The organism is Emticicia sp. 21SJ11W-3, from assembly GCF_024138715.1.
GTDB classification, from domain to species: Bacteria; Bacteroidota; Bacteroidia; order Cytophagales; family Spirosomataceae; genus Emticicia; species Emticicia fluvialis.
In genome coordinates, this window is sequence record NZ_CP092074.1 from 2109953 (window position 1) to 2135228 (window position 25276).

The window sequence follows — 25276 nt, forward strand, 5'->3', positions numbered from 1 at the left end:
TTTTGTACTTTCGCAAATCACGCACAAAAAATACCAACTTATGCAAATTGGCTTTCTGGAGATAAAGTGGACAGATGTATTAGATGTTGTATTAGTAGCTTTTCTCTTATATTATATATATAACCTGGTTAGAGGTAGTGTAGCAAGTAAAGTTTTTCTAGGGTATTTGCTCATTTATTTGTTCTATTTAATAGTTAAAGCCATTGGACTGGAGCTGCTTACCCGCATAATGGAGTACTTCATGGGGGTAGGAGCGGTGGCGCTTATTGTGCTTTTTCAGCAGGAGATACGCAGATTTTTATTATTAATTGGTAAATCAACCACTTTAACCAATAACAAGTTTTTTGCCAAACTATTGGGCACCAAACTGGAGGAAGAAGAAAGTACTACTCCGCTTAAAATTATTACCGAGGCTACCAAAGCTATGTCGAGCGAGTTTACAGGTGGAATTATTGTTATTCAGAAAGATGACGATTTAAGCAAGTTTGTAGAGTCTGGCGATGTGCTTGATGCCCTTTTATCTAAAAAATTATTGATTTCAATTTTTAGTCAGTACAGTCTTCTTAACGACGGAGCAGTGGTAATCAGCCGCAACCGCATTCAGGCAGCTCATTGTATTCTGCCAATTGCCAGTAGCGACGAACTGCCTACGCATTATGGTTTCAGGCACCGGGCAGCTTTGGGTATTTCGGAGGCGACTGACGCAGCCGCCATTTGTATTTCTGAAGAAAACGGCCGTATTTCTCTTGCGCTCGACGGGAACATAAAAGTTGTAACACCTGTTGAACTGGAAAGAGAACTAAGTGCCTATTTTCTTGACCAGATGCAATAAAAGGCCAGTGCGCTTTAAATGGTTTTAGCCGATACTTCCACAGTCGGTTTTTCCGGCTGTTTTCCTGTTATTTTTAAACCCATGATTACATTCTATCCGGGGCCTTCAAAGATTTACCCACAAGTAGCAGGGTATCTGCAAGATGCCTTCAATGAAGGAATTTTAAGCCAGAATCACAGAAGTACTGCTTTTATGGGTTTACTTCAGGAGAGCATTGAACTTCTGAAACAAAAACTTAATATCCCTGCTCGTTATCACGTTTACTTTACCTCGTCAGCTACTGAGTGCTGGGAAATAGTGGCGCAGTCTTTTACTTCTAAAGGTAGTTATCATTTGTATAATGGGGCATTCGGACAGAAATGGTTTGAGTACGCTCAAAAAATAGCCGGAGGCAATGTGGCAGGGCAAAAGTTTGATGCAGAAGAAACCATACCAGTTATAACACAGGCAACTGGCGAATTTGACGTTTTTTGTATTACTCAAAATGAAACCTCTAATGCTACTCAGGTAGATTTAAGTAATATACCGTCGCTCAATGCAATGGTGGCTTTTGATGTTACGTCGTCTATGGGTGGTGTTGCCTTAGATTGGGTAAAAGGAGATATCTGGCTGGCCTCGGTACAGAAGTGTTTGGGCTTACCGGCCGGTCTTGGGTTAATGGTATGTTCGCCCAAAGCCATCCGACAGGCAGAAATGATCGGAGAGAGGCAGCATTACAACAGCTTTTTGTTTATGCACGAGAATTTTGAGAAATACCAGACCCATTATACGCCTAACGTGCTGGGTATTTATTTGCTAAACAGGGTAATGCGCCAGGTAGAAAACATTGAGCTGGTTAGTAAAAAGACAGTTGCCAGAGCCTTAAACTTTTATAAGTTTATAGAAAACCAAACGGCGTTTGAGTTATTGATTAAAAATGCCCGAGTGCGCTCAGATACCGTAATTGCAATTGAAGGTAGTGCAGCCGCCATCAGGCTTTTAAAAGACAAGGCAAAAGCCGCAGGTGTAACCTTAGGTAATGGTTATGGCGCCTGGAAAGAAACTACTTTCAGGATAGCCAATTTTCCGGCCATTGAGGATTGGGAGATGGAGCAACTAAAGCAAGTTTTAATTGATTTTTGAGGTAATTTTAACAGTTAAGTATTTTTAAAAACCTATATTACTCAGATAATGAACTTCAGTTTTAAAGAAATTATTTCTGTTACAATTATTCTTTTTTCAGTAATTGATATTCTTGGGTCAATACCCATAATTATTGATTTACGGAAAAAAGCGGGCGGTATACATGCTGAGCAGGCAACTGCCGTGGCCGGATTACTCATGATTATCTATTTGTTTCTGGGTATCAGCATTCTGAAACTCTTCGGGGTTGACGTGGAGTCTTTTGCAGTGGCCGGGGCATTGATTATCTTTCTGATAGGTATGGAAATGATATTGGGCCGGAATATTTTCAAGCATGAAACGTCGTCAAGTAAAGCTACTTCAATTGTGCCGCTGGCGTTTCCGATTATTGCCGGAGCCGGAACCATGACCACTATTTTATCTTTGAAGGCGGCCTATCAGCAAGAGAACATCATTGTGGGTATTGTGCTTAATCTGGTAATAGTTTATATTGTTTTAAGAAGTTCGGTCTGGATTGAAAAGAAATTAGGACAAACAGGTGCTGATATTCTGAGAAAAGTATTCGGGATGATTCTGATAGCCATTTCTATTAAGTTAATTAAAGCCAATCTGGTTTAGAAAATATAAGGGCAAGACAAAGCCTCGCCCAATACTGATAGATTAAATTGTATGATTAAATTTGTTTTTCTAACCTAAAAGAAATGAACGGTGGGTTAAATAATACGTCGTTGCTTTCAAAACTGGTTTAAAATACTAAACGGTAAACAAAAATCTATTGCTGGATGCCATTAGCTTTTGAACAGATTCATCTGCATCAGTTTTACTGCGCTTTACTTTATTTAGTTTTTTTTTGCCGTAGGTAAATATTACCATGCTCTGACTTTAATTCTACCAGATTTCCTCCACCGTTCAATTGGGTGGTTATTGTATTCTGATTGTTTTCCGTTACCGGCAGCTGAAAATCTGTAAAAACATCGTTCCATTCTGAAGTCTTGATTTTCAGGTCAGCTTTAATGGTTGGGGGTAATTCAGCCACTACTTTGCCAAAAAGGCTTGACAGATACAAACTATGGGTTTGGGTCAGATAAGCATTTACTGAGCCATGCCTGCTATATGCTTTTATGCTGCCACTTACATTCTGCAGGTAAATGTGGCCAAACTCGGTGCTTGCATCAAAGTTGCCTTGCATATCTTTAACAGCCCAGCGTTGCCCGTTTTGTGGTGAGTTTTCATAAAGCATCAGGTTTAACCTGTTGGGCAGATACACGGTGTATGTTCCGTTGTAACAATTACATACTTCCCTTATTACCAGCATTGAATCTTCCTGCAATACGTTTAATCCAAGTTGGGTATTATCTTCCAGTCCCTTTATGGGTACTCGCTTTAATCCATCAGCCTGCTTGGGTGTCGAAATTGGATTTTCAATTTCAATCCTAATTTCATTTCCATCATAACCCTGAATATGGATATTGTTGCGATCTATTAAAATGGCGGCGTCTTTAATCGTATTTTTAGCAACAGCGGCGTATCTAACCTGAGCAAAGCCAACCGGCCCAGCTATAAGGCAGAAAAGAAGTAATAGTTTTTTCATAATCAGGTTCTGGGTAATCAGGTAGCAAACCAGCAAGGCTTGCTACCTGATTGGTTGGCTTATTTTTTCTTTCTGATGTAAATATTGCCGTTGCTCGACTTCAGGTCAATAACCACACCTCCACCGTTAATAGTGCCTTCAAAAGCATCAGCCTTGCTGAATGTTGAACTCACATATACGTATTGGTCTCTTTTAAAGATATCTTTTTCGTCGCAATCGCTACAATCTGCTCTGGCGGCAATTTTAGCTCTAGTGTTGCTGGTAACTTCACTTATTTCACCTTGCCCGTTTATTGTCTTAGCACCTGAACTGGCTACACTTTTGTTATCTTTTTTTGTGGCAGAGATATCCCAGTCGGTAAACAAATCGCCATAATAGTTACGTACTTTCAGGTTAGCCTTGGCGTCAGAAGGAAGTGTTATGTCAATTGCTCCGGAAGCATTAATGGAACTGGGTGAACTTTGTGACAATTTAGAGTAAGTTACAAAAATTTTACCATAGCCGGTATGCGCTACCAAAGGGCCTGTGATATCGTTCAGATAAGCTTTAGAGTTATTGGTTTTCAGTTCAATTTCACCGGCTATATCGCTGATTACGATTTTATGCTCATTCATATTCTGGCTTTCGGTTACACTCAAATCCAGGTTTTTAGGTACTTTAATGCTCAGAATACCAGTGTAACGATTTTTAGGTATAGTAATTTTTAACAGGTTACCTTCTACTTCGGCGTTGGCACCTAAACCGGTGTTATCAACCACACCCCCGGTTACCAGTCTTAGGCCCTCAGCTTCTTTAGGTAGCTCTTTACGGTTTTCGCCTGTTTGCTCAATGGTTACCTCGTTGCCATCAACACCCTGGATACTAACAGAAGCCTGTTGAACAATTATCTGAACTTTTTTGCCCTGTCCGCTGAACGATACTTTATATGGTTTGGTTTGCCCGAAAGAATTGGCATAAGCCATGCAGATTAAAACCGCAATTATTATTTGTTTCATGATTATTTATTGGTTTAGTATGATATATTTTTCTTGAAATTTTACTGTTTTATGGTGAGCCGTTATTTTAGGATATTCTTATGCCCTATGATTAATCGCCACTCTTTTTGTCATCATTGCTGATGCTTTTCTTAGAGCGTTGCGGTTGGCTGGTCATTTTGCCGAACTGGTATGAGAAACTCAACCTCCAGCCCTGATTATAGTATCTTGATTTAGTGGTTTGTGTAAAAGTTGGCCCCGAAAACTCACCGTTTTGTGTAAAGTAAGGTGCCAGAAAGTTGTCGAAACCTAAACCTACCGTGGCTTTTTTATTCATTATTTCTTTCTGGAACCCTACGTTGTAATAAGCAAAGCCGCTTACTTTTCCTTGCAACATTACACGTGGTGAATTAAAGAATCCGAAGAACTGTGCTTTAAAGCCTTTTCCGAAATCATAGCTTGAATTCACATTGAAGCGGTACATCAGGTTTTCGTTCTTGGCCTGTAGGGCGGGGCTGTTCAGAATGTTGTAATACACATTTACTGCGCCGTTTGCTGTAAACTTCTTTATCTTGGTGTTTCCGCTCAGGGTTAGGCCATAAGAAGTATTCTGCGCAATGTTCTGGAATGCTAGTGTTGCTACACCTTCCTGGTCAAATGTTCTGATACGCTCAATGGCATTGTTGGTGGTACGCATGAACAATGAGGTATTGATTGACGATTCTTTGATGTACACATTATAGTTTATTTCTGCACTATGGGTTAACTCAGGTTTAAGATACGGATTACCGGTGTATGTCATCAGAGGTTCGCTGGCATTTACGTAAGGGTTCAGATACCAGAGCATCGGCCGTTGAATACGTTGCGTATAGCTTATTTTCAATTTCTGGTTTTTAGGTAAACTTCTCGACAAACTAATATTTGGAATAATGTTACCATAGTTGTTTGAGAACGGTACTTTACCAGCCAGAAACTCAGCATTGATAAACGTGTGCTCGTATCTTACACCGGCATTTATGCCCCACTTGTTTTTTGATGTACGAGAGTAGGTAAGATAAGAACTGGCCACTTGCTGTGCGTACTCAAAAACATTGGCAAGGGCAGGTACATTTTCAAAATTGGTTGAGCCATCAATTGCATTAGCCACCTGATAATCGCTTTTTACATTTCTGAAAATTGATTTAACCCCTATCTCCATGGTACTGACACTATCTAGCGGATTAGTGAAGTCGAGCTGAACCGTACCTTCATAATTAGCGCTATAGTTTGTACTTTTCTCGCGGTAATTAATTGCTTTGTTTTCGTTGGCCTGGTCTAGCTTATAAAAGCTGTCTTCGCCTTCTTTTGAGAACATGGTAAGCACATTAAATTCTCTTCTCGGTTTTTTGAAAGTCTTGGTATAGTCCAGATTCAAGGTATTGCCTTGCCAGTCATAAATCCGGTACAGATTACGGGTGAAATACTGGTTGGTTACACCTTGTGTTGAGTAATCGTTCAGGTAGTCGAAATTCATACCGTTTTTGCCGTCGTATAGATTCAGGCTGGCACTCATGCGATTCAGCGAATCAATATCCCAATCAGCAGATATAGTGCCGTATCCGTTTTCCCCATCACCTCTGAAGGTCGTTGTCTGAAACAAGGCACTTGAAACACCTTCCACATTGGTTACGCGGTTGCTTTCGTTGCCTCCCTGATTACGCCAGCGGTTAAAACCACCACGCGCCGATATACCAATTGCTTTTTGCCTGTAGTTTACCGAACCATTCATGCGGTCGTTCCAGCGTCCTACCGATAAATCGGCATTACCATTTATTCCCTGAATGCTATTCTTTTTTGTAATAATATTAATGATACCTGCTGTACCTTCTGCATCATATTTGGCCGATGGTGAAGTAATAACCTCAATCTGTTTGATGTCGTCGGCGGGTATCTGTTTCAAAACGTCTGCAATGCTGCGTGCCATCAGGTTTGAAGGCTTGTTGTTAATTAATACCTTAATGTTGGCACTTCCGCGTAGTTCAACGTTTCCGTCCATGTCAACGGCTATTGATGGAATCTTCCGCAGTACGTCTCCGGCGTTGCCACCTTTAATGGTTATGTCTTTTTCTGCGTTGTACACCAGCCGGTCGGGTTTTTCTTCAAACAGTGCTTTTTGCTCAACTACTGTTACTTCCTGCAATTGCTGAGCCGATTGCCCAATTTTAATTACGCCCAGGTCCAGGTCTTCGTTTTCAGTTTTAACGTTGTTGATGATTTTGTCGCGGTACCCTACAAATGTGATTTTGACTTGATAATTGCCTTTGGTTGCTTTTGTAAGTGTAAATTTCCCTCGTTCATCGGCAGTGGTGCCTTCAATAGGGGTGTTATCTTTCAAGAGCGCCACGGTGGCAAACTCAACAGGTTTGTTAGCGGTTGAATCTAAAACAAAGCCTGTAATTTTAATTTTTTGGGCAAATAAAGACCCTGTTGCTCCTAAGAGCAATGTGCATAGTAATAGCTTTTTCATAATTTTTGTTTAAAATTTGATAGTTTATTAAGAGTAACTTCAGATTTTAAAACGTTGCAGTTTCAGGCAATTTTTTTTGAAATGAAACGGTCTTAATTCTCTGAGTCACCAACCCAAACTATCAGGGTTACCATTGTGTGAAAACCAACAAGCAAACAGTTAATACTAAAAAGATGCAGGTTATTGCTGATTCATAAAGTGGGCAATATTACATGCTTAACACTTTTACGCTTTCCTGTGCTTTCCGTTTAACAAAGTCTTCGGTTTCATTATTTTGTAATAGCTTTTGTAATGGTTTTACGGCGCGTTTATCGCCAAGGTTAGCCAGTATATCAATCACGGTTATTTGTAATGTTGGCTCTTGCTGCGTAAGCAGTGTTTGTATCAGGGCATCACGCGCTACTTTCTCATCTCCGAAGTGCGACAGCGCCTCTGCTGCTGCCGTGCGCACATTTATATTCGGGTCATTATTCAGTGTTTTAACCAACGCTTTTAGTACCTCAGTGTCGGGCTTATTAATGTCGTATGAGTAATTAACTGCCTGGATTCTTTCAGAGGCCGACTCCCGCTTTAACATCGACAGCATTACCAGTTCTTTGGTTTCTTCAACATCTCTTTTTAGCTGTGTAAGTTCCTTTAAATCTCCCAGGTCTTTGTCAGCTGTTTTGCGGCCTATCAGAAAAATTCCTAATAAAAATACAACTCCGGCGGCGTATTTTAGTGCTGGCGAGTTTAACCAGCTAACGCGCATATTTCCCTTTTGTGCTTTCTCTTTTCTTTTTTGTTCGGCTCCTTTTTCTTTTTCAAGCATCATATAGAAGCCAAGGTCAAGGTTAGCGTCGGGCTCATGTGCTTCGGGCTGAGGCATATCATGATAAAATGCTTTGAGTTCTTCAAACTCAGCCCTGAGCGATTCGTTGTCTGCCAACAGGGTTTCAAGTTCCTGCTTTTGTTTAGTTGTCAGTTTATTATCCAGGTAATCGGCAAATAATTGTTCCATATCCACATTCCTCCTAATTAGTAATTTAATTTTAAAAATTCTTCTTTTAATTGTTTTAAACCTCTGTGCACCCGTACTTTTACCAACGACACCGAAATATTGAGTACGTCGGCAATTTCTTCGTATTTCAGGTCTTCATATCTGCTCAACCTTAGTACTTCCTGGTACTCCTGTGGTATTTTTTTTAAGGCTTTCTGAATTAAAAGGTATTGTTCATCATCATAATTTTCTTCTTCGGCTAAGTCAAAGTTTTCGTTTAAATCTTTGTGGTTGTGCGATTGCTCTTTCAGGTAATCGTGGTAAATATTTCTGGCTATCCGGTATATCCATGTTCTGAACTCGTAACCATCTTTATAGCTTTGCCGGTAATGAATGATACGATAGAAAACCTGCTGAGTCAAATCCTGACTCGAATCACGCTCTACACCAAATCTTAAATAAAAATTATATAATGGGCGTTTGTATCTTTCGTACAAAATCGCAGCCTTATCCAAGTCGCCTCCGGCTACCAGTTGCATAGCTGCTTCGTCTGTCATAGAGAGCTTTTTCGTTTTAGGTTTCTGAATATGATTACTTGGGTACAGGTAAAAGGTTACAGCGATTCTGAAAATATTTTTGTTATTTCTTGAACATTGCCTGAACTCTGCCGCGACGGCGTACCGTTTTACCTGATTGAATGATTTAGTTGACTACATGCATTTTAACCTGATTATTGTTAAGACGATTGAAGCAGGTATTAATTACATACCAAAACAAATTTACTTTAATGCCAATCAGTGTAATCATTTAATCTGGTAAAACGGTTCACCGTCACGGCAGAGTTCAAGACAACCATTTCACAAATTAGTTGATGCCACAAAGTAAAATTTACTGCAAATTTGGTATTTGGTCTCATATTCAAATTAATTCATCAACATTTAAAAAATTATTCTTTCTCTTCACTTACATTTATGAAATTTTTTTCATCACACTATTATTAATTAATTATGAAATTATTACGCCTTGCACTTGTACCCTGTGCCATTTTTGGTATGACCCTGACGGGGAATGCCCAGAAGAAGGACGACAAGAAAAAAGAAGAACCTGCAAAAACTACCCAGACGCCAACCGCAACACCTCCTGTAGTTAAACCTGCCGAAACCCCCAAACCAGGGCCGAAACCTTACAAAGATGTAATTACTGATAAGGCCAAAACCAGCAAAGGATTGATAACGGTGCATAAAATTGATGAGAAGTACTTCTTTGAAATTGCCGATACCCTGCTGGGCCGTGACATAATGACGGTTACGCGTTATTCTAAAACTGCCGCCGGTGGTGGTATCTTTGGTGGAGAAGAAGTGAACCGTCAGATGATCAGATGGGAGAAAGGACCAGACAATAAGATTTTCTTACGTTCTATCTCTATCGTTATGTCAAGTCCTGATAGCACCAAGCCTATTTTTCAGGCCGTAAGAAACTCAAGCGCCGACCCAATTGTGGGTGCATTTGACATTAAAGCCATTAAGAAAGATACGGTTTCTGTAATTGAAGTAACTGATTTCTTCAAGGCTGATAACCAGATTTTTTCATTAGACCCTGTAAGCAAACAATTACTTAAAATTACGGCGCAGCTGCCAGACCGTTCGTATATTCAGCACATACGGTCTTACCCAATTAATACCGAAATCCGTACGGTTAAAACCTTTGGCGTAGTGCCGCCGTCGGTTTCTTTAATGCCTATTCCGCAAATTGGCCAGTATTTGCCGGCCTCGCGCGATGCAGGTGTGGTAACTATGGAGTTTAATACCTCAATGATATTGCTGCCTAAAGTGCCTATGCGTAAACGATTCTTCGACCAACGTGTAGGGTACTTTGCCAACCAGTACTCTGTATTTGGAGAAGAGTCTCAGAAATCAGACAACGAAGTTTTTGCTGTAAGATGGAAACTAGAGCCAAAAAGCAAAGAAGATGCCGAACGCCAGAAACGTGGTGAAGCAATTGAGCCTAAAAAACCAATTGTTTATTATATAGACCCGGCCACACCTAAAAAGTGGCAAAAATACCTGAAAGCCGGTGTTGATGACTGGCAAAAAGCTTTTGAGAAAGCAGGTTGGAAAAACGCTATCCGTGGCGAATACCTTGACCCAAAAGACAGCCTGAGCCTGGAAGATGCCCGCTATTCGGTTATCCGTTATTTTGCGGCTGATATTCAGAATGCTTACGGACCAAACGTGCATGACCCACGCAGCGGCGAAATTCTTGAAAGCCACATAGGCTGGTATCATAACGTAATGCGTTTATTGCGTAACTGGTATATGATTCAGACAGCCGCCGTTGACCCACGTGCCAGAACCAAAAATTTCAGTGATGAGCTGATGGGAGAGCTTGTACGTTTTGTGTCGTCGCACGAGGTAGGCCACACGTTGGGTCTTCGCCATAACATGGGTGCCAGCTCTGCTACGCCGGTTGAAAAACTACGTGACAAAAACTGGGTGGCTAAAAACGGACATACGTCTTCTATTATGGACTACGCCCGTTTTAACTATGTTGCACAACCGGAAGATGGGGTAACAGATTTGTTTCCGCGTATCGGTGATTATGATGAGTGGGCTATCAAATGGGGTTACGGATACTTTGCCGACGCCAAAGATGCCAAAGAAGAGAAAAAACTGCTTAACGAGTTAACAAAAGAGGCAACCAAAGACCCTCGCAAGAGATTCGGTACTGAAATAAGCCCTTATGACCCTCGTTACCAGACTGAAGACCTGAGCGACAATGCCATGAAAGCTTCTGACTATGGTATTAAGAATCTTCAGAGAATATTGCCCAATCTTACAGAATGGAGTAAGGAAGACGGAGAGTTCTACAAAGAGTTATCGGAGCTATATGGCAACGTGGTAGGTCAATACCGCCGTTATATTGGCCATGTTACCAAAAATGTAGGTGGTGTTTATGATACACCAAAAACCTATGACATGGAAGGTAGTGTATATGAAGTGGTGCCAAAAGCAACTCAGAAAGAAGCCGTTGCATTCCTGAACCGTCAGGTTTTTGCCACGCCAACGTGGTTAATTAACCCTGCCATTCTAAATAAAATCAATATCGAAACAGGTATTGAAGCCATCAAGTCAATTCAGGAGAGTACCTTGAACAACCTTTTGGCTGGTGACCGTGCCGCAAGGTTGATGGAAACAGGCTCAACAAACCCTGCTAACTATAATCTTGATGAATTGATGACCGACCTTCGAGGTGGCATCTGGGCAGAGTTAAAAACCCGCAAAGCGATTGATGTGTATCGTCGTAACCTTCAAAAAGTTTATGTTGAGAAGGTAATTTCATTGCTGAACCCAACTTCAACAATGTTGATGTCGGTACCTCCGGGGGTAACATACGGTTATGAAACCCGCATGGTGGATTTGAAAAAGACCGACTTGCCGTCAATTGCAAGAGCAAATCTTGAATCATTGAAAGCAGAAATAAAAGCAGCTTTGCCTTTAACAACCGACAAAATGAGTAAATACCATTTACAGGATGTGCTAAGCCGAATTGAGAAAGCTTTAGACCCTAAATAATATAGTATTTAGTATAAAACATAAAAGCGGAGGGGCAACCCTTCGCTTTTATGTTTTATAAGTATAAACTGAACTGTGTCTATCTTGAGGAATAATTTCTTTTTATAACACAAAATCAACTTTTTAAATGGTAGGAGATTGAAAAATACAATTGTCTCACATCAAGGAATGCACCTTTTATATTAGCAGCATTGATAACAGATAGTTTATTTGTATAGCATACATAAAAAGCAAAAAATGAGAATTCGACTGGGCAAGCATTGGCATCACCTTAACTCCAGGTGCAAAATCGGAAAAGGCTTACCGGTTCCGTCTAGTTCAGACCGGCTAATCACCGTAAATCCATGATGCAGATAAAACTCAAGGGCTTGGGTATTTTGCTCGTTTACATCTACTTTACTTATTTTTTGTGTGTCTATTGCATGGTTTAACAATGCTTTACCGATTCCTTTGCCAATGGCATCGGGGTGAAGAAAAAGCATTTCGAGGCTATCGTCTATGGTGCCTGAAAAACCAAGAATTTTTCCGCCTTCGTTTCTGATACTATTAAGCTCAACCATTTCGAAATAGTTATGTTCATAAATGGTTTGTTTGAAAAACAAAATGTTCTCTTCTTTCAGAAAATGATGGGTGGCTCTTACAGATGCTTCCCACAAGTCAAGCAGTTCGTCGTATTCTTCGGGTAAAACTCTTGTAATGGTATAACTCAGGTCAGTCATTATTTTAGTGTCATGCTTAGCATAATCATGTGTTTACACTGAACGCCGTTTTCAAGGATGGGTTCAGTATAATTGTTAATAAAGAAATTGAATTTTATATCAGAGAGTTCAAAACCCAGCTTTTGATACAAGTATAATTGCCCAATACTGGCATTACTTGTGCCAATCAGCAATTTTTTAAAGCCCTGTTCTGTGGCAAGTCTGATAGCATGTTTCAAAAGTAGCGTACCTATACCTTTTCTTTGGTGTGCTTCATCAACGGCTATATTTTTAATTTCAGCCTCTTGGGCGTTGATACTACAAAGCACATATACACCAATAATATTGTCTGTGGTTTCAGCTATGTATACTTTTGAATTGGGCAGATAGACCTGAATAGCATCTACTGATGGATCAGCAGATAATAACAATTCTAACGGCAGGGTTTCTTCTGCCCTTAAAAGCCTTAAATGGATATTGGCCATAAATCAGCTATTAGAAATGTCTTTTAATCGGCTGACCCTTACGGATTCATCAATCATTTCTCTCAGCACGTCCATGCTAATATCTGCCATATTTTTTATGTAAATACAGCCTTTGCCTGTTTTGTGCTTACCTAATTTTTGCAGAAGTGCCTCTCTTTTGTCGGGGTCCAGATACGTATAAAGACTGATGGCATCTTTTCGCGGCGAAAAAGCAACCAATGGCGCGTCACCTTCATGCCCGCTATCATATTTGTAATGATAACTGCCAAAGCCTATAATTGATGGCCCCCACATTCTGGCTTCGAGGCCGGTTTGCTGAGACATGATTTGAAGTAGCTGAAAACCGTCCGTTTTTCTTTTCTCTTCAGTAATCTGGTTCAGAAAGTCTTCTACTTTTATTGCTGTTTCGCTGGTTTTATTCTTTGCCATAAGTTTATGAGCAATGGTTGAATTGAAACAAATATAACATATTTGTACTTACCTTTGTATGATAAACTTATAACCGAAGAATGATAAAATTAATAGTGAGCGATATGGATGGCACATTGCTCGACGACCACAAACAACTGAATGAAGAATTTTGGGAAATTGAACAGAAGCTGACCGATAACGGAATAATATTTGCTATTGCCAGTGGCCGGCAATATTATAACCTGGCCGAAAAATTTGCAAAAATAAAAGATAAGCTGATTTTTCTGGCCGATAACGGGTCGTATGTTGTGTATCAGGATGAGCAGATACATATTGACTCCCTTGACAAGGACGCAGCCAACAGGTTTATTGAAATAGGCAGTAAGGTAGAGCAGGGCTATGTAATTGTAAGTGGCAAAAACTCTGCCTATGTTGAAAGTACGGATGAGCGTTTTCTGAGCGAAGCCGGAAATTATTTTAAGCGGATAAAAGTGGTGGAAGACCTGACCAATTTAGAAGACACGATTCTGAAAGTAACTATCTGCGATTTTAATAACTCTGAAACCAACAGTTATCTGCATTTTAAGGCCTTTGAAAACGATTATAAAGTAGCCATTGCCGGGAAAATCTGGTTGGATATAAGCGACTGGGGAGCGAACAAAGGCACAGCGATAAGGAAAATTCAGGAGAAATTAGGTATTTCTTTTGAAGAAACGATGGTGTTTGGCGATTACCTGAATGATATGGAAATGATGACAGCAGGTAAATACAGTTATGCCATGAAAAACGCCCACCCGAAAATTCTGGAAGCGGCTGGTTTTGTAACCCGCCACACCAATAATGAAAATGGCGTTTTGCAAACCATAAAAGAGATGGGTTTGGTATAACACCCATACTGAATAACAATAAAGGGCAGATGAAGAATTGTTTCAATCTGCCCTTTATTGTTATTGAATCAGATTTCAAAATTGTCAGATTCCTGATACGCTTTTATGAGCGCCTGTTCTCCTTCTTTTCCGGGTTTTGAATTGCCATGCTCCATACCAAAAATAAAGGTTTTGTTTTCGGCCTTGCTTTTGTTATAAACATGCTTGAAAATGTTTTTGTAGTTAATCTCGCCTGTTGTGGGTTCTTTTCTTCCCGGGTTATCACCAATCTGGAAATAGGCAATTTCGCTCCAGGTCCAGTCAATATGCGGAATAATGTGGCCTTCATTTTTTTGCATGTGGTAGATATCAAACAATATCTTGCATGACGGACTGTTGACACCCCGGCATATTTCATAGGTTTGGTCTGAGGTACGCAGAAATAAATTCGGCGAGTCGCTCAACGGTTCAAGAACCATTACAATGCCGTGTGGTTCAAGAATCTCAGCTCCACGGCGCAGGGCATCAATAACGTTTCCTGTTTGCACACCAATGGGCAGGTTACGCTCAAAGTCACCCGGAACAACCGTAACAAATTTGGCATTGCAGCGCTTGGCTACATCAACTGCACGTTTGCAGCCGTTCAGAAAAATGTCAATATATTCCTTTTTACCGGCGGCCAAAGTATTGGCGCCATTACCACCTTTATCTACTACAAAGACGCCCATTTGCATACCCAGTTTGGCCATTGTTTCGCCAATTTTGGTTTGCATTTCAGGGGTGCGCCCCATCATTCCGTTATCTTCAAGTGCTGTGAAGCCAACGTCGGCCATAAATTTAAGCTGGTCTATCAAATCTTCTCCTGCCGAATGCCTGAACATACCAAAGTGTGGTGCATACTTTATCTTGAAATTGTTCTGCCCAGCCAAGAAGTTAATTTTATCAGTAAACGGAACGGCCGAAACCCCTGCTACTGAAAATGTGTTTTTAATAAAATTTCTACGTTTCATTGTTATAGTGTTGAATTAAGATGCTTTTAAAAGAGTTCAATAGAAATTACTATTGCCTGGTGCCATGCACTTACCAGATGGCTTGTATATCATGGCAGCCTCTGGGCATAAAAAGTTTGAAATCCTGTTTTTGTAAAGTGGGCTTGTCTCCGTTTTTTACCCGCCAGAATTCAACAGCGCCAAAATGTTTGGCATATACAAAATAATCAAACACGGTAACAGCCAGATTTTTTCCGCTTTTATCAAAACAGATACTTTTGGGTAGTATTCCGTCAAATTCATAGTTGCTGATGTGGGTTAACCGGCCATCTGAAGTCAACTTCAAAAGACTTAGAGAGGCCTTTTTGGTTAGTTCTGCACTTTGCCACGGGTAATGTGTTTGTCTGGCATTGGCAACCACAACCAGGCTGCCATCTGGGCTTAACGCCAGGCCTTCGGGGTTCTGGCCTACTTTTATCCGTGCTAAAGGCGTATGGTCTGCCTGACCCTCCAAACTAAAACGGATAATAAAAACTTCTCCGTCTGCGCCATGCTCGTCTTTTTTGGTGTCAACAAGCAAAAAAAACTTTCCATCAGCAGTAAACTGCCCGACACCGGGAGAAGAACCGACCTTGAGCGATTTACCTTGTAATTCCAAGCGGATAATTTTATTACTTGGCCCATCGCGCGTGGTTTTTACCAGAGCAATTTCGCGCTTGTCGGCCAGAGTAATAGCAAGGTAATTACCCCCCGGATGCCAATTAACATCTGTCATTTTACCTGAAGGCAAGCCCTGAGGTTTATGGATTATCCTGACGGGTTTCCCGTTCTGGTCTAGCTCCAGAACCTGAAGCTCTTTTCCTTCTTCTTCTGAACAGATGGCAAGGTAGTCGCCCTGAGGGCTCATTGAAATTCCGGCTGGGTTTCTGCCCGTCGGGAATTTATATAATACTTTCGGATTACCGATATCTGCAATATCTATTACTGAGATAAATCCACCGGGTGGCAGGTCTTCCTGTATATTTTTTACTTCATTAACGTTATCGGCGATTATGCCCCGACTTTCCAAAACATAGGCAAGACGATGTCTCTGCGACACCACCATACTTTTGGAACGGTTGACTACCGAAGTAGAAACCATAAAGCTGCGGGCGTCATCATAAGACGTACCTAACGGAAGCCGAATGGACACAAAAGCGTCTTTTGCTCCTTTTTCTTTATATAATTTGCCATCAAAAATTGCAGAGGCTGCCTGGTCTGCATCTGAAACAGCAATTAACCCTTTGGCCTCAAACTCTAAACTCTGCGAAAAAGAAGTAATACTAACAAACAGAAATACATAGGGTAGGAGGTTCTTCATAATTAGTATAACTTTGGTTTAATGCAAAAACAAAGGGTATGGTTACCAAAAGACCCTGTTAACTTTCTGCATCATAAACCACTACTTTCTCCCACAGGTGCGAGCATTTTTCAACAAAAGCAAGGTGGTCGGGGTCGGTCTGATACGCCGCCTGTTGCTCTGGGGTATCGAACACAAAGGTGATTGAAAACTGATAAGAAGAGTCAATAACAGCGCGGTTGGTATCTGCAGGCAAGCCTACGTAGGCAGTCTGAATTAAATCAATTTTTGATAGTTCAAGCAAACCTGCGTGCAATTCTTTGTGGTCTGCCTCATTTGTTTTGTCTTTTAACCAGAAAAATACAGTGTGTACGAATCCTTTTTTCAGATTAGCCATGTCAAAAAAGTGTTTTTTATTATTTAATTATTGATAGGATGCAAAAAATGAAATGGTGCTGGTAAGAAAAGACTCAATAGATGAACTATGCGTGCCATTGTTTATACCTATGAGCTTTACGTTAGTGGCTCCTTTTTTCAACATGGCGTCATAAGCGGTTTGCGAATTGAAAAAAGGTACATAAGTATCAGCGGTGCCGTGGACCAGTTGTGTTGGGGTTTTGGGTTTCCAGTCAAAAATATCATTGTCTTTTACTGCATTCATTAATGCGGTGTCAGAACCGTTTGCAAGACTTTGTTTCAGGGCATCGGTCAGAATGGTATTAAAACTTACCGATATGTTTGCGTTTTGCTTGTCTTTCTGAATCTGGCTTGCGTAAGGTTCAATAAAATAGCTTGTTAAAGGCCTGTTAAGTTTATAGATGCGGTCGTAGGTAAGTAATACCCAGATGTACGAAGCATTGTAGCCCGGGTTACCGTCTGTGGTGGTTGAGGCAATGGTTTTAAAACTAAGCGTTTTGTTGTATGCGCCTGCCCCACAGCTTGACGCCTTCAAGTTAAACTCGTTTGTGGTTTCTTCTTCTATTTTTTTCTGTAAAGCCAAAGTTGCAAAACCACCCTCTGAGTATCCGCCTAAAAAAAGATTGTTGTTCCAGTTTATTTTTTCTTTGGCTATAAACTCTTTGGCAGCGCGTAGCATATCCAGGCTGGCAGTGGCCAGTCCTTCGCGTTGTTCGTATGTATGAGGCAAATTATTGCTTGCGCCATAGCCGATGTAATCCGGGGCGGCTACAATATAACCCAGAGTAGCTACCAGAGAAACCAGAGAGCCTTCGCCATCGCTTGTAAAGTAAGAGGGGGCGTCTTTGTCATTAAAAATAGTGCCATGCTGGTAACTTACCAACGGATACGCTGCCGTACGATTGGAGATTACCGGCACAACCAGTGCACCGGAGGCCTGTATCTCGGTACCATCGGTATTTTTAGTTTTATATACCAGCTTGTATTGCTTTACGCCACCTTGTATAAATAAGGCAAATGCCTGGCCCTGAGTGCCAAGCGAGGCAATAAGCTGGTCTTTTGAATATTCTTTAACTAAGGTAGAACTAACAAGTGTAACAGCCTGCGGACTGGGTTCTGAGGTTGTTTTTTCGCATGACCACGTAAAAACAGCAAGTGTGATGGATAAAAAGAAATACTTTAAGAATCTGTTTTTCATGTTGTTAGTGATTGTCAAGACAAAGTTATTAAATTAATTGGATAAGGCTCAGCCGTAAACCCCCTTTTTTGAGCCTTGATCGGTATTTTAGGTTTGCGTTTTTCTTTTTCCGGCTGGCCTGTCAATGCTGTATCATCATTGTGTTAATGCGGTTCTGAACAAAAAAAGCTGAAATGCTATTGCATGTCAGCTTGTAAGCTCAGGGCAAAAGGTTTGGTTGCCTTTACTCGTCTTTTTTGCTTTTGGTGTTCGACTTGATTGCCGCCTGAATGATATCCCACATTTCGTTAGGTATAGCACCCAGATGGTTAAACTGCCCTGCGCCGTTCAGCCATTCGCCACCGTCTATGGTTACCACTTCTCCGTTTATGTAGGAAGAAAAATCTGATAACAGGTAAGCAGCCAGATTGGCCAGTTCCTGATGTTCGCCAACGCGCTTCAGAGGCACATTGCCAAAGTCTGAAAATCTTTCTCTGAGATGCTCTGGGAATGCATCTACTGGAAACAGCCTGTCCCATGCACCTTTGGTTGGAAACGGCCCCGGTGCAATGGCATTAAACCTGATTCCATATTTTGCCCACTCAACCGCCAGGCTTCTTGTCATTGATAACACGCCAGCCTTTGCCATGGCTGATGGCACAACAAATGCAGAGCCTGTCCAGCTATAGGTGGTTATAATGCTTAATACATTTGCCTTTTGTTGGGTTTCAATCCAGTGTTTACCAAAGGCGAGCGTGCAGTAATAAGTTCCTTTTAGTACAATGTCTACAACAGTATCAATGGCGCGGTGCGATAGCCGCTCGGTAGGTGATATAAAGTTGCCCGCTGCATTGTTTAGTAAACCGTCTACTTTGCCAAATTCGGCAATGGCTTTGTCTTTCATGGCTTCAATGGCGCCGTAGTCGCGCACATCGCAGGCTATAGGTAATATTTTGCCACCAGTTTCGCTGGTCAGCTCATGCGCGGTTTCTTCCAGTACATTCAGCTTCCGGCTTGTTATTACTACGTTTGCACCCAACTGCAGAAAATATTTTGTCATTGATTTGCCCAGACCTGTGCCACCACCTGTTACCACAAAGGTTTTACCTTCTAGTGCGCCGTCTCTCAGCATTGGTTCGTTATAAGCCATTTTTGGTATCGTTTTTAATTGTTGATTTGTATTATTTCAAGAAAAATTTAGGCGAAATAATTTTTGTAAAGCTAAAATAAAAAAGCCACAGATGAAACATTCATCTGTGGCTTTTTCGAAACGAATACTCTAAAATCTGCTAACAATTATTTAGCAGCTACCAACTTCACATCAACAAGGAAATTATCGTGGATAGCTTTGTCGCCAATGGCATCAAAGAATGATTTTGAAGCATATTTGCTACCGAATTTAGTGCGGTCAACCTCAAATTTGGCTGTAGCAGTAGCAGAACCTTTTTTATCTACACTTACGGTAGCAGGAAACGTGATAGCCTGGGTAACACCATTGATAGTAAGGTTACCAGCAATGTCATAGTTAGCGCCACCTTTAGGTGTAGCTTTAGTGATTTTAAAGCTGGCTGTTGGGTATTTTGCTGCATCAAAGAAATCAGGGGCTTTCAGGTGGCCTGTTAGTTTAGCGTTGTATTCTGCATCTTTCAGGTCTACCACTTTAATGCTGTTGATGTCAATTACAAAATCTCCACCAACCAGTTTGTCGCCATCAACGGCAAGGCTACCACTTTGAATGTTGATAGTACCGTTGTGTTCACCGGTAATTTTTTTACCAATCCAGTTAAAAGAGCTGGCTTTGGTGTCTACTTTTAATGTTTGTGGGCCTTTTTTACCATTATCGGCCAGCGCTGAAAAACTTACTAAACCTGCAACTGCAACTGTAAATAAACTTCTGATAATTTTCATTGGTTTTGAAATTTAATTTTAAAAAGTAATTAATTAATTTAAATTATTTATAATCAATAGATTAAGTAGATTATAACATCCTTGTTTTAATGACCTATTCCTGGTTAGGCTTATTGGCTGTTTCTGAGTTTATCAAGTAAATTACTCAGGGCTTCGGCTTCTTCCGGTGTCAGGTTTGAAAATGTCGACTCCCAGCTTTCCTGCAGTACATCTATTTCTTCTAATACTTCCAGGCCTTTGTCTGTGATACGAACATCACACGCACGTCTGTCATCCTTGTTGTCGCATCTGGTAGCCAAACCCTTCAGCAGAAGTTTATCAACCAGCCTTGACGCATTAGACATCTTATCCAGCATCCGGTCTATAATTCCGTTTACTGTAATCGGATTCGGATATTGCCCCCTCAAAATTCTGAGTACGTTGTATTGCTGAGCCGTCAGGTCAAACGGTTTCAGAATATTCATGTGGTCGCTGTTCATCCAGTTATTGGTAAACAGTATATTCACTACCAGTTTCTGATACGGGCTCTTAAAAGGTTTTTGTTGTTTTATGTCTTTTTCTATCGACATCTCTCTTCTCTAACTGAGTGTTATAAAGTATTTCAATTATATGTTAGTACATATATTACAAGTGTCAATGAATTTTAGTTCCTGTATCTGAAAAAAAAATTATCGGAGAGGTATGATTGTTGGAGCAGAAATGTCAAAATCGCGGAGACGAAGTGGCTGGATGCCGTCAAAAGCCAAGCGAAGATTTGAGCTAATGGCAGGTATATTAGGATAATAGCCAACACGAATCTGAAAAGTTTTTATAGTAAGGTTTTCATTTCTGAACCTGAGGCCCACACCGTATCCTCTATACAAAGTGCTTGAAAAAAGTTTTGAATCGCTCAAACTTACCAGGCCGAAATTCGCAAAAGTAAAATACGCTATTCTGAAACCCAACAGACTTTTTTTAGAGAATAAGACAGATTCCAGCCCTAGCGTCAGTCGTTTGTCACCGATGAGGGCGTTACTGTTGACACCGATAATGCCGTCTTGCCCGCTTATGTTCAGATAATCAACCGGGTCGCGGTTAATGCCATAAGTAAAGCCAAGATTAATAAAATTACGCGACTGCACCTGCCCCAACCGCATCAACGGGCTGAAATAATAGCTTTGAAAGCTAAGAATACCCTGTTGGGTGGTTTTTTTCTTGAAATAAGTACCTGCACTGGCCAGAAAATAAAGGTATCCGTGATTACGGCTCAGATACGTACCATTGGCATACTGAAGCGCAGCGTATTGGCGTCCGCCAAATTCTGTTTCTTCGCGGCCTACTGTCAGCGAGTGCAGGCTGCCGGTTGGTACGTCTTCGGTTCGTCCGAAACCATAAATAAGTACGTCTCTTTTATAATTTCTGGTTGAATAACCAATGCTGATTAGGGTTGTGTTGCGGTCCCAGTAAATTTTGTTGGTGTCTGCCCTTACCTCCGGTCTTGTTTTGTAATCGTAGCTTAAATTACGGGCGGCTATAATAAGTCTCTGATTATTATTAAAGCTTTTGAGCTTAAAGGCTCGGCCATACCACAGGTCAGAGTAATAATAGCCTGTCTGGTAAACCATTTCTTTATCTGTTGGCGAGTTTCCAAGTTTTTTATATTCTCTTAATTTGTAATAACCCAGCTCAACGGCTCCTGCGTTTTTGGTTTCTACTGTAAGAAATGGACGGGATACCCTGATTGAATACTGGCTTAGGTCTCGTTCATAAATAGCGCTCATTTGCCCCGTAACAAATGATTTGCCAATGTAGGGTATCGTATAAATGCTTCTGTAACCCAGGGGCTGGTAGGGGTCGTCTTTCCGCCAGGTGGCTCTGTTAAGAAATGAATGGCCCGTACCCAGGAAATTCCGGTCTTCAATGCCAAATCTGAAATCGTTTATGCCGCTGGCAGAGGCATCTACATTTATAGACCATACATCTTGCACCAATACTACAACTTCAACCATTTCTTCGCTGGTCTCACTAAGGTTTACCAATATGCGTGCGTCATGGATACTAGGGTTAGCCCGCAAAAGGCGTTCGGTATCTTTTAAATATTGCGGCACAAGTTTATCACCTTCACCAAATAATAAAAAAGATCTTCTGATAATGCCTTCTCTAGTGTTTCTGTGCAGATTTTTGCTAAGAAAACGCTCAAATCTGTCGCCCCGTCGGGTGGTGTCATTCACTGTCGGCCCAAAAATGTCTAACTGCCTTATGGTAACTTTCTCAATTATTTTGCCTTTGTATATCTCAAACGGATTCGCATCCAGTTTGTTAATTTCGTTTTTCAGGGCATTGGTATTATACACATCTCTAAACAAAAAACCATAGAATTGCCTCCCTATCCGGCTTTGCTCCATTCTGGTTTTTAGTTTGGTATACATGACACTATCCTTGGCAGACTTGTCGCTGTCAAATTTTCTGTAGTCTGGGGTTTGTCCGAAAATGTAATGAGAAACCAATAAAAATATAAAGGTCCAATTCTTCATGCTGAAAAGATTCGATTTTTTCAGTACCGATGTTAGCATCTGTTTTGGATTAGCCGGCCATATAGCAACGCAAAGGCGGCTTATTCATTGTAAGTAAATACGAATTGTAATTAAATTGTTTGAATTAATTCAAGAATTGAAATATACGGTTTAATTGTCGGGTTTCCATATTAATTTGTTTTAACGTACCCAGAGCGTAAACTATCTATGTAAGAGATGAGTATTGTAGAAAATAGGTTGTATAGGCGCCGAAACTTTTACAATTGCTCGTTTTTGTAGCAGGTATTTATTTATTTCGCATTTTATTACTTAGTGCAGCATTATGCAATTATCAAAACCGCTTATACTGGCTTCCAATTCTCCGCGCCGGAAAGAAATTATGCACAATGCGGGTTTCGGGTTCTCAATAAAAGTAATACCAACAGATGAGGTTTTTCCTGCTGAAATGCCAGTAGCAGAAGTGCCGGCTTATCTGGCCAAAAACAAGGCCGAGTGTTTCAGAGAAACCCTGTCTGATGAGATTGTTTTATGTGCAGACACCGTTGTGATTGTTGACAACGAAATTATTAACAAACCTGCCGGTATTGATGATGCCAGAAGGATGCTCAGGCTTTTAAGCAATAAGGTGCACAGGGTAATTACCGGGGTTTGTATGATGACAGCCGAAGAAACAATTACTTTCAGCGATACAACCTATGTAACTTTTAAGCCATTGAGCGATTGGGAAATTGAGTATTACATACAAAAATGGCAGCCGTTTGATAAAGCAGGAAGCTATGGCGTGCAGGATTTTATAGGTATGATAGGTATTACAAAAATAGAGGGGTCGTTCTATACCGTTATGGGTTTACCTATTCATAAGGTTTATGAGCAGCTTCAGCGGTTTATGGTTGTATAGTTTCTGCTGTTTAAAATTTAATCGGAATGATTGAGTACCTGACTGATACCAGTCTGACCTTAAGCCTGATAGCACCGTTAAAGCATACGGTTCATGTGGTGGGCGAGTTTAACGCATGGCAGGTAATTGATGAATATGAAATGCAAAAACAGCCTGATGGTGAAACTTTTGTAATTACCATCAATAATCTGAAGCCTGACCGCGAATACGCCTATCAATTTCTGATTGACCGCAAAATTGCTATCGCAGACCCTTACAGCGAGAAAATTCTGGACCCTCAGTTCGACAAGCAGATTTCTGCCAATACGTATCCTAATCTGAGAAGCTACCCATTCGATAATCCATTTCGCGGCACGGTATCCGTATTACAAACGAATCCTGAAAAGTATAATTGGCAGGTTGAGTCATTTTTGCCACCTGCCAAAGAAGAACTGGTTATCTATGAATTATTGATTAGAGATTTTGTTGAGTCGCGCAAATACAGAGATGTGGCCAACTATATTCCTTACTTTAAACAACTGGGTATTAATGCCATTGAGCTGCTACCGGTGCAGGAATTTACCGGAAATGATTCGTGGGGATACAACCCCACTTTTTATTTTGCCTCTGACAAAGCCTACGGTACCAAAAACGACCTGAAGTATCTGATAGACAAATGCCATGAAAATGGCATAGCAGTAATACTTGATGTAGTTTTTAACCATGCCGATAAGCATTTTTCTTACTACAAGGCTTATGAGAAGCCCGGCAAAGCTGATGAGGAGAATCCTTTCTTTAATGAGCAGGCTACGCATCCTTTCTCGGTGTTCTTTGATTTTAACCATGAAAGCAGGTACACGCAGGCCTTTTTTGATGACGTATGCCATTTCTGGCTTACTGAATACAAAGTTGATGGGTTACGGTTTGACCTCACCAAAGGTTTTACGCAGGTGTTATCATATCCTGATGTGCAGAGGTGGTCAAGCTACGATGCCAGCCGGATAAAATTGCTGAAACGATTTTATGATAAAATAAGAACTTACCATAAAAAATGTTATCTGATTCTGGAGCATCTGGCAGCTAATGACGAAGAAACCGAACTGGCCGATTATGGTTTTTTACTCTGGGGGCATCTGAATCATCAGTTCAGGAATCTGGTTAGAGGTAAAAAAGATAGCGTATCCTGGTTGAGCCATCAGAACAGAGGTTGGAAATACCCACACCTGGTAGGATATATAGAAAGCCACGACGAAGAACGCCTGTTATTTGACGCCCTCAGAAAATTAAAAGACTTACCCACTGCGCTGGTCCGCGCAAAAGCTGCAGCGGTTTTGTTTTTTATTTACCCCGGGCCAAAGTTATTCTGGCAATTTGGCGAATTCGGGTACGACATCCCCATTGATTTTAACGGCCGCACTGGTGTAAAACCCATCAGTTGGGAATACCTGAAAAACCCCGGCAGGCAAGCCTTGATGGAAGTTTACAGCCAAATGATTCATTTCAGAAAAAATATTGTTGCATGGAAAGATGGAGAATTCATTGAGGATTCAGACAGTTTAGTGAAGCAAATCAGTATTAATCACCCTGAAATGAAAATCAGACTACTGGTAAATTTTGGTTTGAAAGACGCATCGGTAAGAAGTAACCTGGAAGCAGGAATCTGGTATGATTTTTTTGGCGAGACAACCCGGGAAATTGCAGAGGGGAAACAGAAAATATTATTAAAGGCAGGCGAATACTACCTGTTTACTACAAAGAAGATAAACAAATTTTAAAAATGAGAAAAGACGACCTGGTGATATTTTATAACGAGCCCGATGAAAAAGTATATGTAAAAGTGCCACCGGGTTATGAAACGCATTACCAGCTATCTAATCTGGCCGGGAAAATCCTGCAGGAAGAAGTACATACAAAAGCCCTGCACGATTTTGATCTGGCAGGGCTTCCGGAAGGTATATATTTTGTTATCGTTAATCAGGATGATGTAATCCGTTCAAAGAAAATCATCAAAAATACCTGA

Annotated in this window: 24 protein-coding genes; 8 read left to right on the forward strand and 16 right to left on the reverse strand. The window is 40.8% G+C overall.

Translation table 11 applies throughout. From position 1 onward, the window contains the following. Positions 1-40 precede the first annotated feature (40 nt). From cdaA to MB380_RS08915, 3 genes are all read left to right on the forward strand, one after another. Positions 41-832: a diadenylate cyclase CdaA gene (cdaA, locus tag MB380_RS08905; protein WP_253534705.1), complete on the forward strand. Its 792-nt coding sequence runs from the start codon at positions 41-43 to the stop codon at positions 830-832. Positions 833-913: 81 nt separating this feature from the next. Then, a complete protein-coding gene (locus MB380_RS08910; protein WP_253534707.1) occupies positions 914-1954 on the forward strand; it encodes an aminotransferase class V-fold PLP-dependent enzyme in 1041 nt (346 codons plus the stop codon). Between the two features lie 48 nt (positions 1955-2002). Further along, positions 2003-2572 carry a MarC family protein gene (locus MB380_RS08915; protein WP_253534709.1) on the forward strand — a complete coding sequence of 190 codons (570 nt, stop codon included), beginning with the start codon at positions 2003-2005 and terminating at the stop codon, positions 2570-2572. A gap of 217 nt (positions 2573-2789) precedes the next feature. Here the strand turns inward: MB380_RS08915 and MB380_RS08920 are convergent, their stop codons facing one another. The 5 genes from MB380_RS08920 to MB380_RS08940 form a co-directional block, all read right to left on the reverse strand. Beyond that, positions 2790-3545 (reverse strand): hypothetical protein, encoded by a 756-nt coding sequence (locus tag MB380_RS08920; protein WP_253534711.1) that lies wholly within the window; start codon positions 3543-3545, stop codon positions 2790-2792. Positions 3546-3604: 59 nt separating this feature from the next. Beyond that, positions 3605-4540: a DUF4097 family beta strand repeat-containing protein gene (locus MB380_RS08925; protein ID WP_253534713.1), complete on the reverse strand. Its 936-nt coding sequence runs from the start codon at positions 4538-4540 to the stop codon at positions 3605-3607. Positions 4541-4631: 91 nt separating this feature from the next. Beyond that, the gene (locus MB380_RS08930; protein WP_253534715.1) at positions 4632-7025 is read right to left on the reverse strand and encodes a TonB-dependent receptor domain-containing protein; all 2394 of its coding nucleotides are present in this window, start codon (positions 7023-7025) and stop codon (positions 4632-4634) included. A gap of 208 nt (positions 7026-7233) precedes the next feature. Continuing rightward, positions 7234-8025, reverse strand: a complete 792-nt coding sequence (locus tag MB380_RS08935) for a HEAT repeat domain-containing protein (RefSeq protein WP_253534717.1) — start codon at positions 8023-8025, stop codon at positions 7234-7236. A 17-nt stretch (positions 8026-8042) separates the two neighbouring features. Then, positions 8043-8561 carry an RNA polymerase sigma factor gene (locus tag MB380_RS08940; protein ID WP_253534719.1) on the reverse strand — a complete coding sequence of 173 codons (519 nt, stop codon included), beginning with the start codon at positions 8559-8561 and terminating at the stop codon, positions 8043-8045. Positions 8562-9011: 450 nt separating this feature from the next. Here MB380_RS08940 and MB380_RS08945 point away from each other — a divergent pair, with 450 nt between their 5' ends. After that, on the forward strand, positions 9012-11576 hold the full coding sequence (locus MB380_RS08945; protein ID WP_253534720.1) for a zinc-dependent metalloprotease: 2565 nt from the start codon (positions 9012-9014) through the stop codon (positions 11574-11576). A gap of 266 nt (positions 11577-11842) precedes the next feature. On the opposite strand, the gene MB380_RS08950 is transcribed toward MB380_RS08945, so the two are convergent. The 3 genes from MB380_RS08950 to MB380_RS08960 are packed head-to-tail and all read right to left on the reverse strand — an operon-like array spanning position 11843 to position 13188. Then, positions 11843-12295: a GNAT family N-acetyltransferase gene (locus MB380_RS08950; RefSeq protein ID WP_253534722.1), complete on the reverse strand. Its 453-nt coding sequence runs from the start codon at positions 12293-12295 to the stop codon at positions 11843-11845. Then, positions 12295-12759 (reverse strand): GNAT family N-acetyltransferase, encoded by a 465-nt coding sequence (locus MB380_RS08955; RefSeq protein ID WP_253534724.1) that lies wholly within the window; start codon positions 12757-12759, stop codon positions 12295-12297. The genes MB380_RS08950 and MB380_RS08955 overlap by 1 nt, the downstream gene beginning before the upstream one ends. 3 nt (positions 12760-12762) lie before the next feature. Next, the gene (locus MB380_RS08960; protein WP_253534726.1) at positions 12763-13188 is read right to left on the reverse strand and encodes a DUF1801 domain-containing protein; all 426 of its coding nucleotides are present in this window, start codon (positions 13186-13188) and stop codon (positions 12763-12765) included. A gap of 80 nt (positions 13189-13268) precedes the next feature. On the opposite strand from MB380_RS08960, the gene MB380_RS08965 reads away from it, so the two are divergent. Beyond that, a complete protein-coding gene (locus tag MB380_RS08965; RefSeq protein ID WP_253534728.1) occupies positions 13269-14057 on the forward strand; it encodes an HAD family hydrolase in 789 nt (262 codons plus the stop codon). Positions 14058-14125: 68 nt separating this feature from the next. Here the strand turns inward: MB380_RS08965 and MB380_RS08970 are convergent, their stop codons facing one another. From MB380_RS08970 to MB380_RS09005, 8 genes are all read right to left on the reverse strand, one after another. Further along, complete coding sequence (locus tag MB380_RS08970) at positions 14126-15046, reverse strand: hydroxypyruvate isomerase family protein (RefSeq protein WP_253534729.1); 921 nt, start codon at positions 15044-15046, stop codon at positions 14126-14128. A 70-nt stretch (positions 15047-15116) separates the two neighbouring features. After that, positions 15117-16385 (reverse strand): WD40 repeat domain-containing protein, encoded by a 1269-nt coding sequence (locus MB380_RS08975; protein WP_253534731.1) that lies wholly within the window; start codon positions 16383-16385, stop codon positions 15117-15119. A gap of 58 nt (positions 16386-16443) precedes the next feature. Beyond that, positions 16444-16761 carry a Dabb family protein gene (locus tag MB380_RS08980; RefSeq protein WP_253534733.1) on the reverse strand — a complete coding sequence of 106 codons (318 nt, stop codon included), beginning with the start codon at positions 16759-16761 and terminating at the stop codon, positions 16444-16446. A 27-nt stretch (positions 16762-16788) separates the two neighbouring features. Then, the gene (locus MB380_RS08985) at positions 16789-17979 is read right to left on the reverse strand and encodes a S9 family peptidase (RefSeq protein WP_253534735.1); all 1191 of its coding nucleotides are present in this window, start codon (positions 17977-17979) and stop codon (positions 16789-16791) included. Between the two features lie 223 nt (positions 17980-18202). Then, positions 18203-19108, reverse strand: coding sequence for an SDR family oxidoreductase (locus tag MB380_RS08990; RefSeq protein WP_253534737.1), 906 nt, complete (start codon positions 19106-19108; stop codon positions 18203-18205). A 146-nt stretch (positions 19109-19254) separates the two neighbouring features. Beyond that, positions 19255-19866 (reverse strand): YceI family protein, encoded by a 612-nt coding sequence (locus MB380_RS08995; protein ID WP_253534739.1) that lies wholly within the window; start codon positions 19864-19866, stop codon positions 19255-19257. A gap of 110 nt (positions 19867-19976) precedes the next feature. Next, complete coding sequence (locus tag MB380_RS09000) at positions 19977-20435, reverse strand: MarR family winged helix-turn-helix transcriptional regulator (protein ID WP_101727864.1); 459 nt, start codon at positions 20433-20435, stop codon at positions 19977-19979. Between the two features lie 99 nt (positions 20436-20534). After that, on the reverse strand, positions 20535-22418 hold the full coding sequence (locus tag MB380_RS09005) for a hypothetical protein (protein WP_253534741.1): 1884 nt from the start codon (positions 22416-22418) through the stop codon (positions 20535-20537). A gap of 283 nt (positions 22419-22701) precedes the next feature. Between MB380_RS09005 and MB380_RS09010 the strand changes: the two genes are divergently transcribed. From MB380_RS09010 to MB380_RS09020, 3 genes are read left to right on the forward strand one after another with little or no spacing between them, the layout of a single operon-like run. After that, on the forward strand, positions 22702-23277 hold the full coding sequence (locus MB380_RS09010; RefSeq protein WP_253534743.1) for a Maf family nucleotide pyrophosphatase: 576 nt from the start codon (positions 22702-22704) through the stop codon (positions 23275-23277). Positions 23278-23303: 26 nt separating this feature from the next. Beyond that, entirely contained in the window at positions 23304-25031 is a 1728-nt protein-coding gene (locus MB380_RS09015; protein ID WP_253534745.1) for an alpha-amylase family glycosyl hydrolase, read from the forward strand. 2 nt (positions 25032-25033) lie between these two features. Then, positions 25034-25276, forward strand: a complete 243-nt coding sequence (locus MB380_RS09020; RefSeq protein ID WP_101727861.1) for a T9SS type A sorting domain-containing protein — start codon at positions 25034-25036, stop codon at positions 25274-25276.

Bases quoted from the DNA above. Each gene is read 5' to 3' on its own strand.
- MB380_RS08925 (WP_253534713.1), bottom strand. From the start codon at position 4,540: ATGAAACAAATAATAATTGCGGTTTTAATCTGCATGGCTTATGCCAAT.
- MB380_RS08990 (WP_253534737.1), bottom strand. From the start codon at position 19,108: ATGGCTTATAACGAACCAATGCTGAGAGACGGCGCACTAGAAGGTAAA.
- MB380_RS09005 (WP_253534741.1), bottom strand. From the start codon at position 22,418: ATGCTAACATCGGTACTGAAAAAATCGAATCTTTTCAGCATGAAGAAT.
- cdaA (WP_253534705.1), top strand. From the start codon at position 41: ATGCAAATTGGCTTTCTGGAGATAAAGTGGACAGATGTATTAGATGTT.
- MB380_RS09015 (WP_253534745.1), top strand. From the start codon at position 23,304: ATGATTGAGTACCTGACTGATACCAGTCTGACCTTAAGCCTGATAGCA.
- MB380_RS08910 (WP_253534707.1), top strand. From the start codon at position 914: ATGATTACATTCTATCCGGGGCCTTCAAAGATTTACCCACAAGTAGCA.
- MB380_RS09020 (WP_101727861.1), top strand. From the start codon at position 25,034: ATGAGAAAAGACGACCTGGTGATATTTTATAACGAGCCCGATGAAAAA.
- MB380_RS08950 (WP_253534722.1), bottom strand. From the start codon at position 12,295: ATGACTGACCTGAGTTATACCATTACAAGAGTTTTACCCGAAGAATAC.
- MB380_RS08970 (WP_253534729.1), bottom strand. From the start codon at position 15,046: ATGAAACGTAGAAATTTTATTAAAAACACATTTTCAGTAGCAGGGGTT.
- MB380_RS08985 (WP_253534735.1), bottom strand. From the start codon at position 17,979: ATGAAAAACAGATTCTTAAAGTATTTCTTTTTATCCATCACACTTGCT.
- MB380_RS08965 (WP_253534728.1), top strand. From the start codon at position 13,269: ATGATAAAATTAATAGTGAGCGATATGGATGGCACATTGCTCGACGAC.
- MB380_RS08920 (WP_253534711.1), bottom strand. From the start codon at position 3,545: ATGAAAAAACTATTACTTCTTTTCTGCCTTATAGCTGGGCCGGTTGGC.
- MB380_RS09000 (WP_101727864.1), bottom strand. From the start codon at position 20,435: ATGTCGATAGAAAAAGACATAAAACAACAAAAACCTTTTAAGAGCCCG.
- MB380_RS08940 (WP_253534719.1), bottom strand. From the start codon at position 8,561: ATGACAGACGAAGCAGCTATGCAACTGGTAGCCGGAGGCGACTTGGAT.
- MB380_RS08935 (WP_253534717.1), bottom strand. From the start codon at position 8,025: ATGGAACAATTATTTGCCGATTACCTGGATAATAAACTGACAACTAAA.
- MB380_RS08945 (WP_253534720.1), top strand. From the start codon at position 9,012: ATGAAATTATTACGCCTTGCACTTGTACCCTGTGCCATTTTTGGTATG.
- MB380_RS08975 (WP_253534731.1), bottom strand. From the start codon at position 16,385: ATGAAGAACCTCCTACCCTATGTATTTCTGTTTGTTAGTATTACTTCT.
- MB380_RS08915 (WP_253534709.1), top strand. From the start codon at position 2,003: ATGAACTTCAGTTTTAAAGAAATTATTTCTGTTACAATTATTCTTTTT.
- MB380_RS08930 (WP_253534715.1), bottom strand. From the start codon at position 7,025: ATGAAAAAGCTATTACTATGCACATTGCTCTTAGGAGCAACAGGGTCT.
- MB380_RS08980 (WP_253534733.1), bottom strand. From the start codon at position 16,761: ATGGCTAATCTGAAAAAAGGATTCGTACACACTGTATTTTTCTGGTTA.
- MB380_RS08995 (WP_253534739.1), bottom strand. From the start codon at position 19,866: ATGAAAATTATCAGAAGTTTATTTACAGTTGCAGTTGCAGGTTTAGTA.
- MB380_RS09010 (WP_253534743.1), top strand. From the start codon at position 22,702: ATGCAATTATCAAAACCGCTTATACTGGCTTCCAATTCTCCGCGCCGG.
- MB380_RS08955 (WP_253534724.1), bottom strand. From the start codon at position 12,759: ATGGCCAATATCCATTTAAGGCTTTTAAGGGCAGAAGAAACCCTGCCG.
- MB380_RS08960 (WP_253534726.1), bottom strand. From the start codon at position 13,188: ATGGCAAAGAATAAAACCAGCGAAACAGCAATAAAAGTAGAAGACTTT.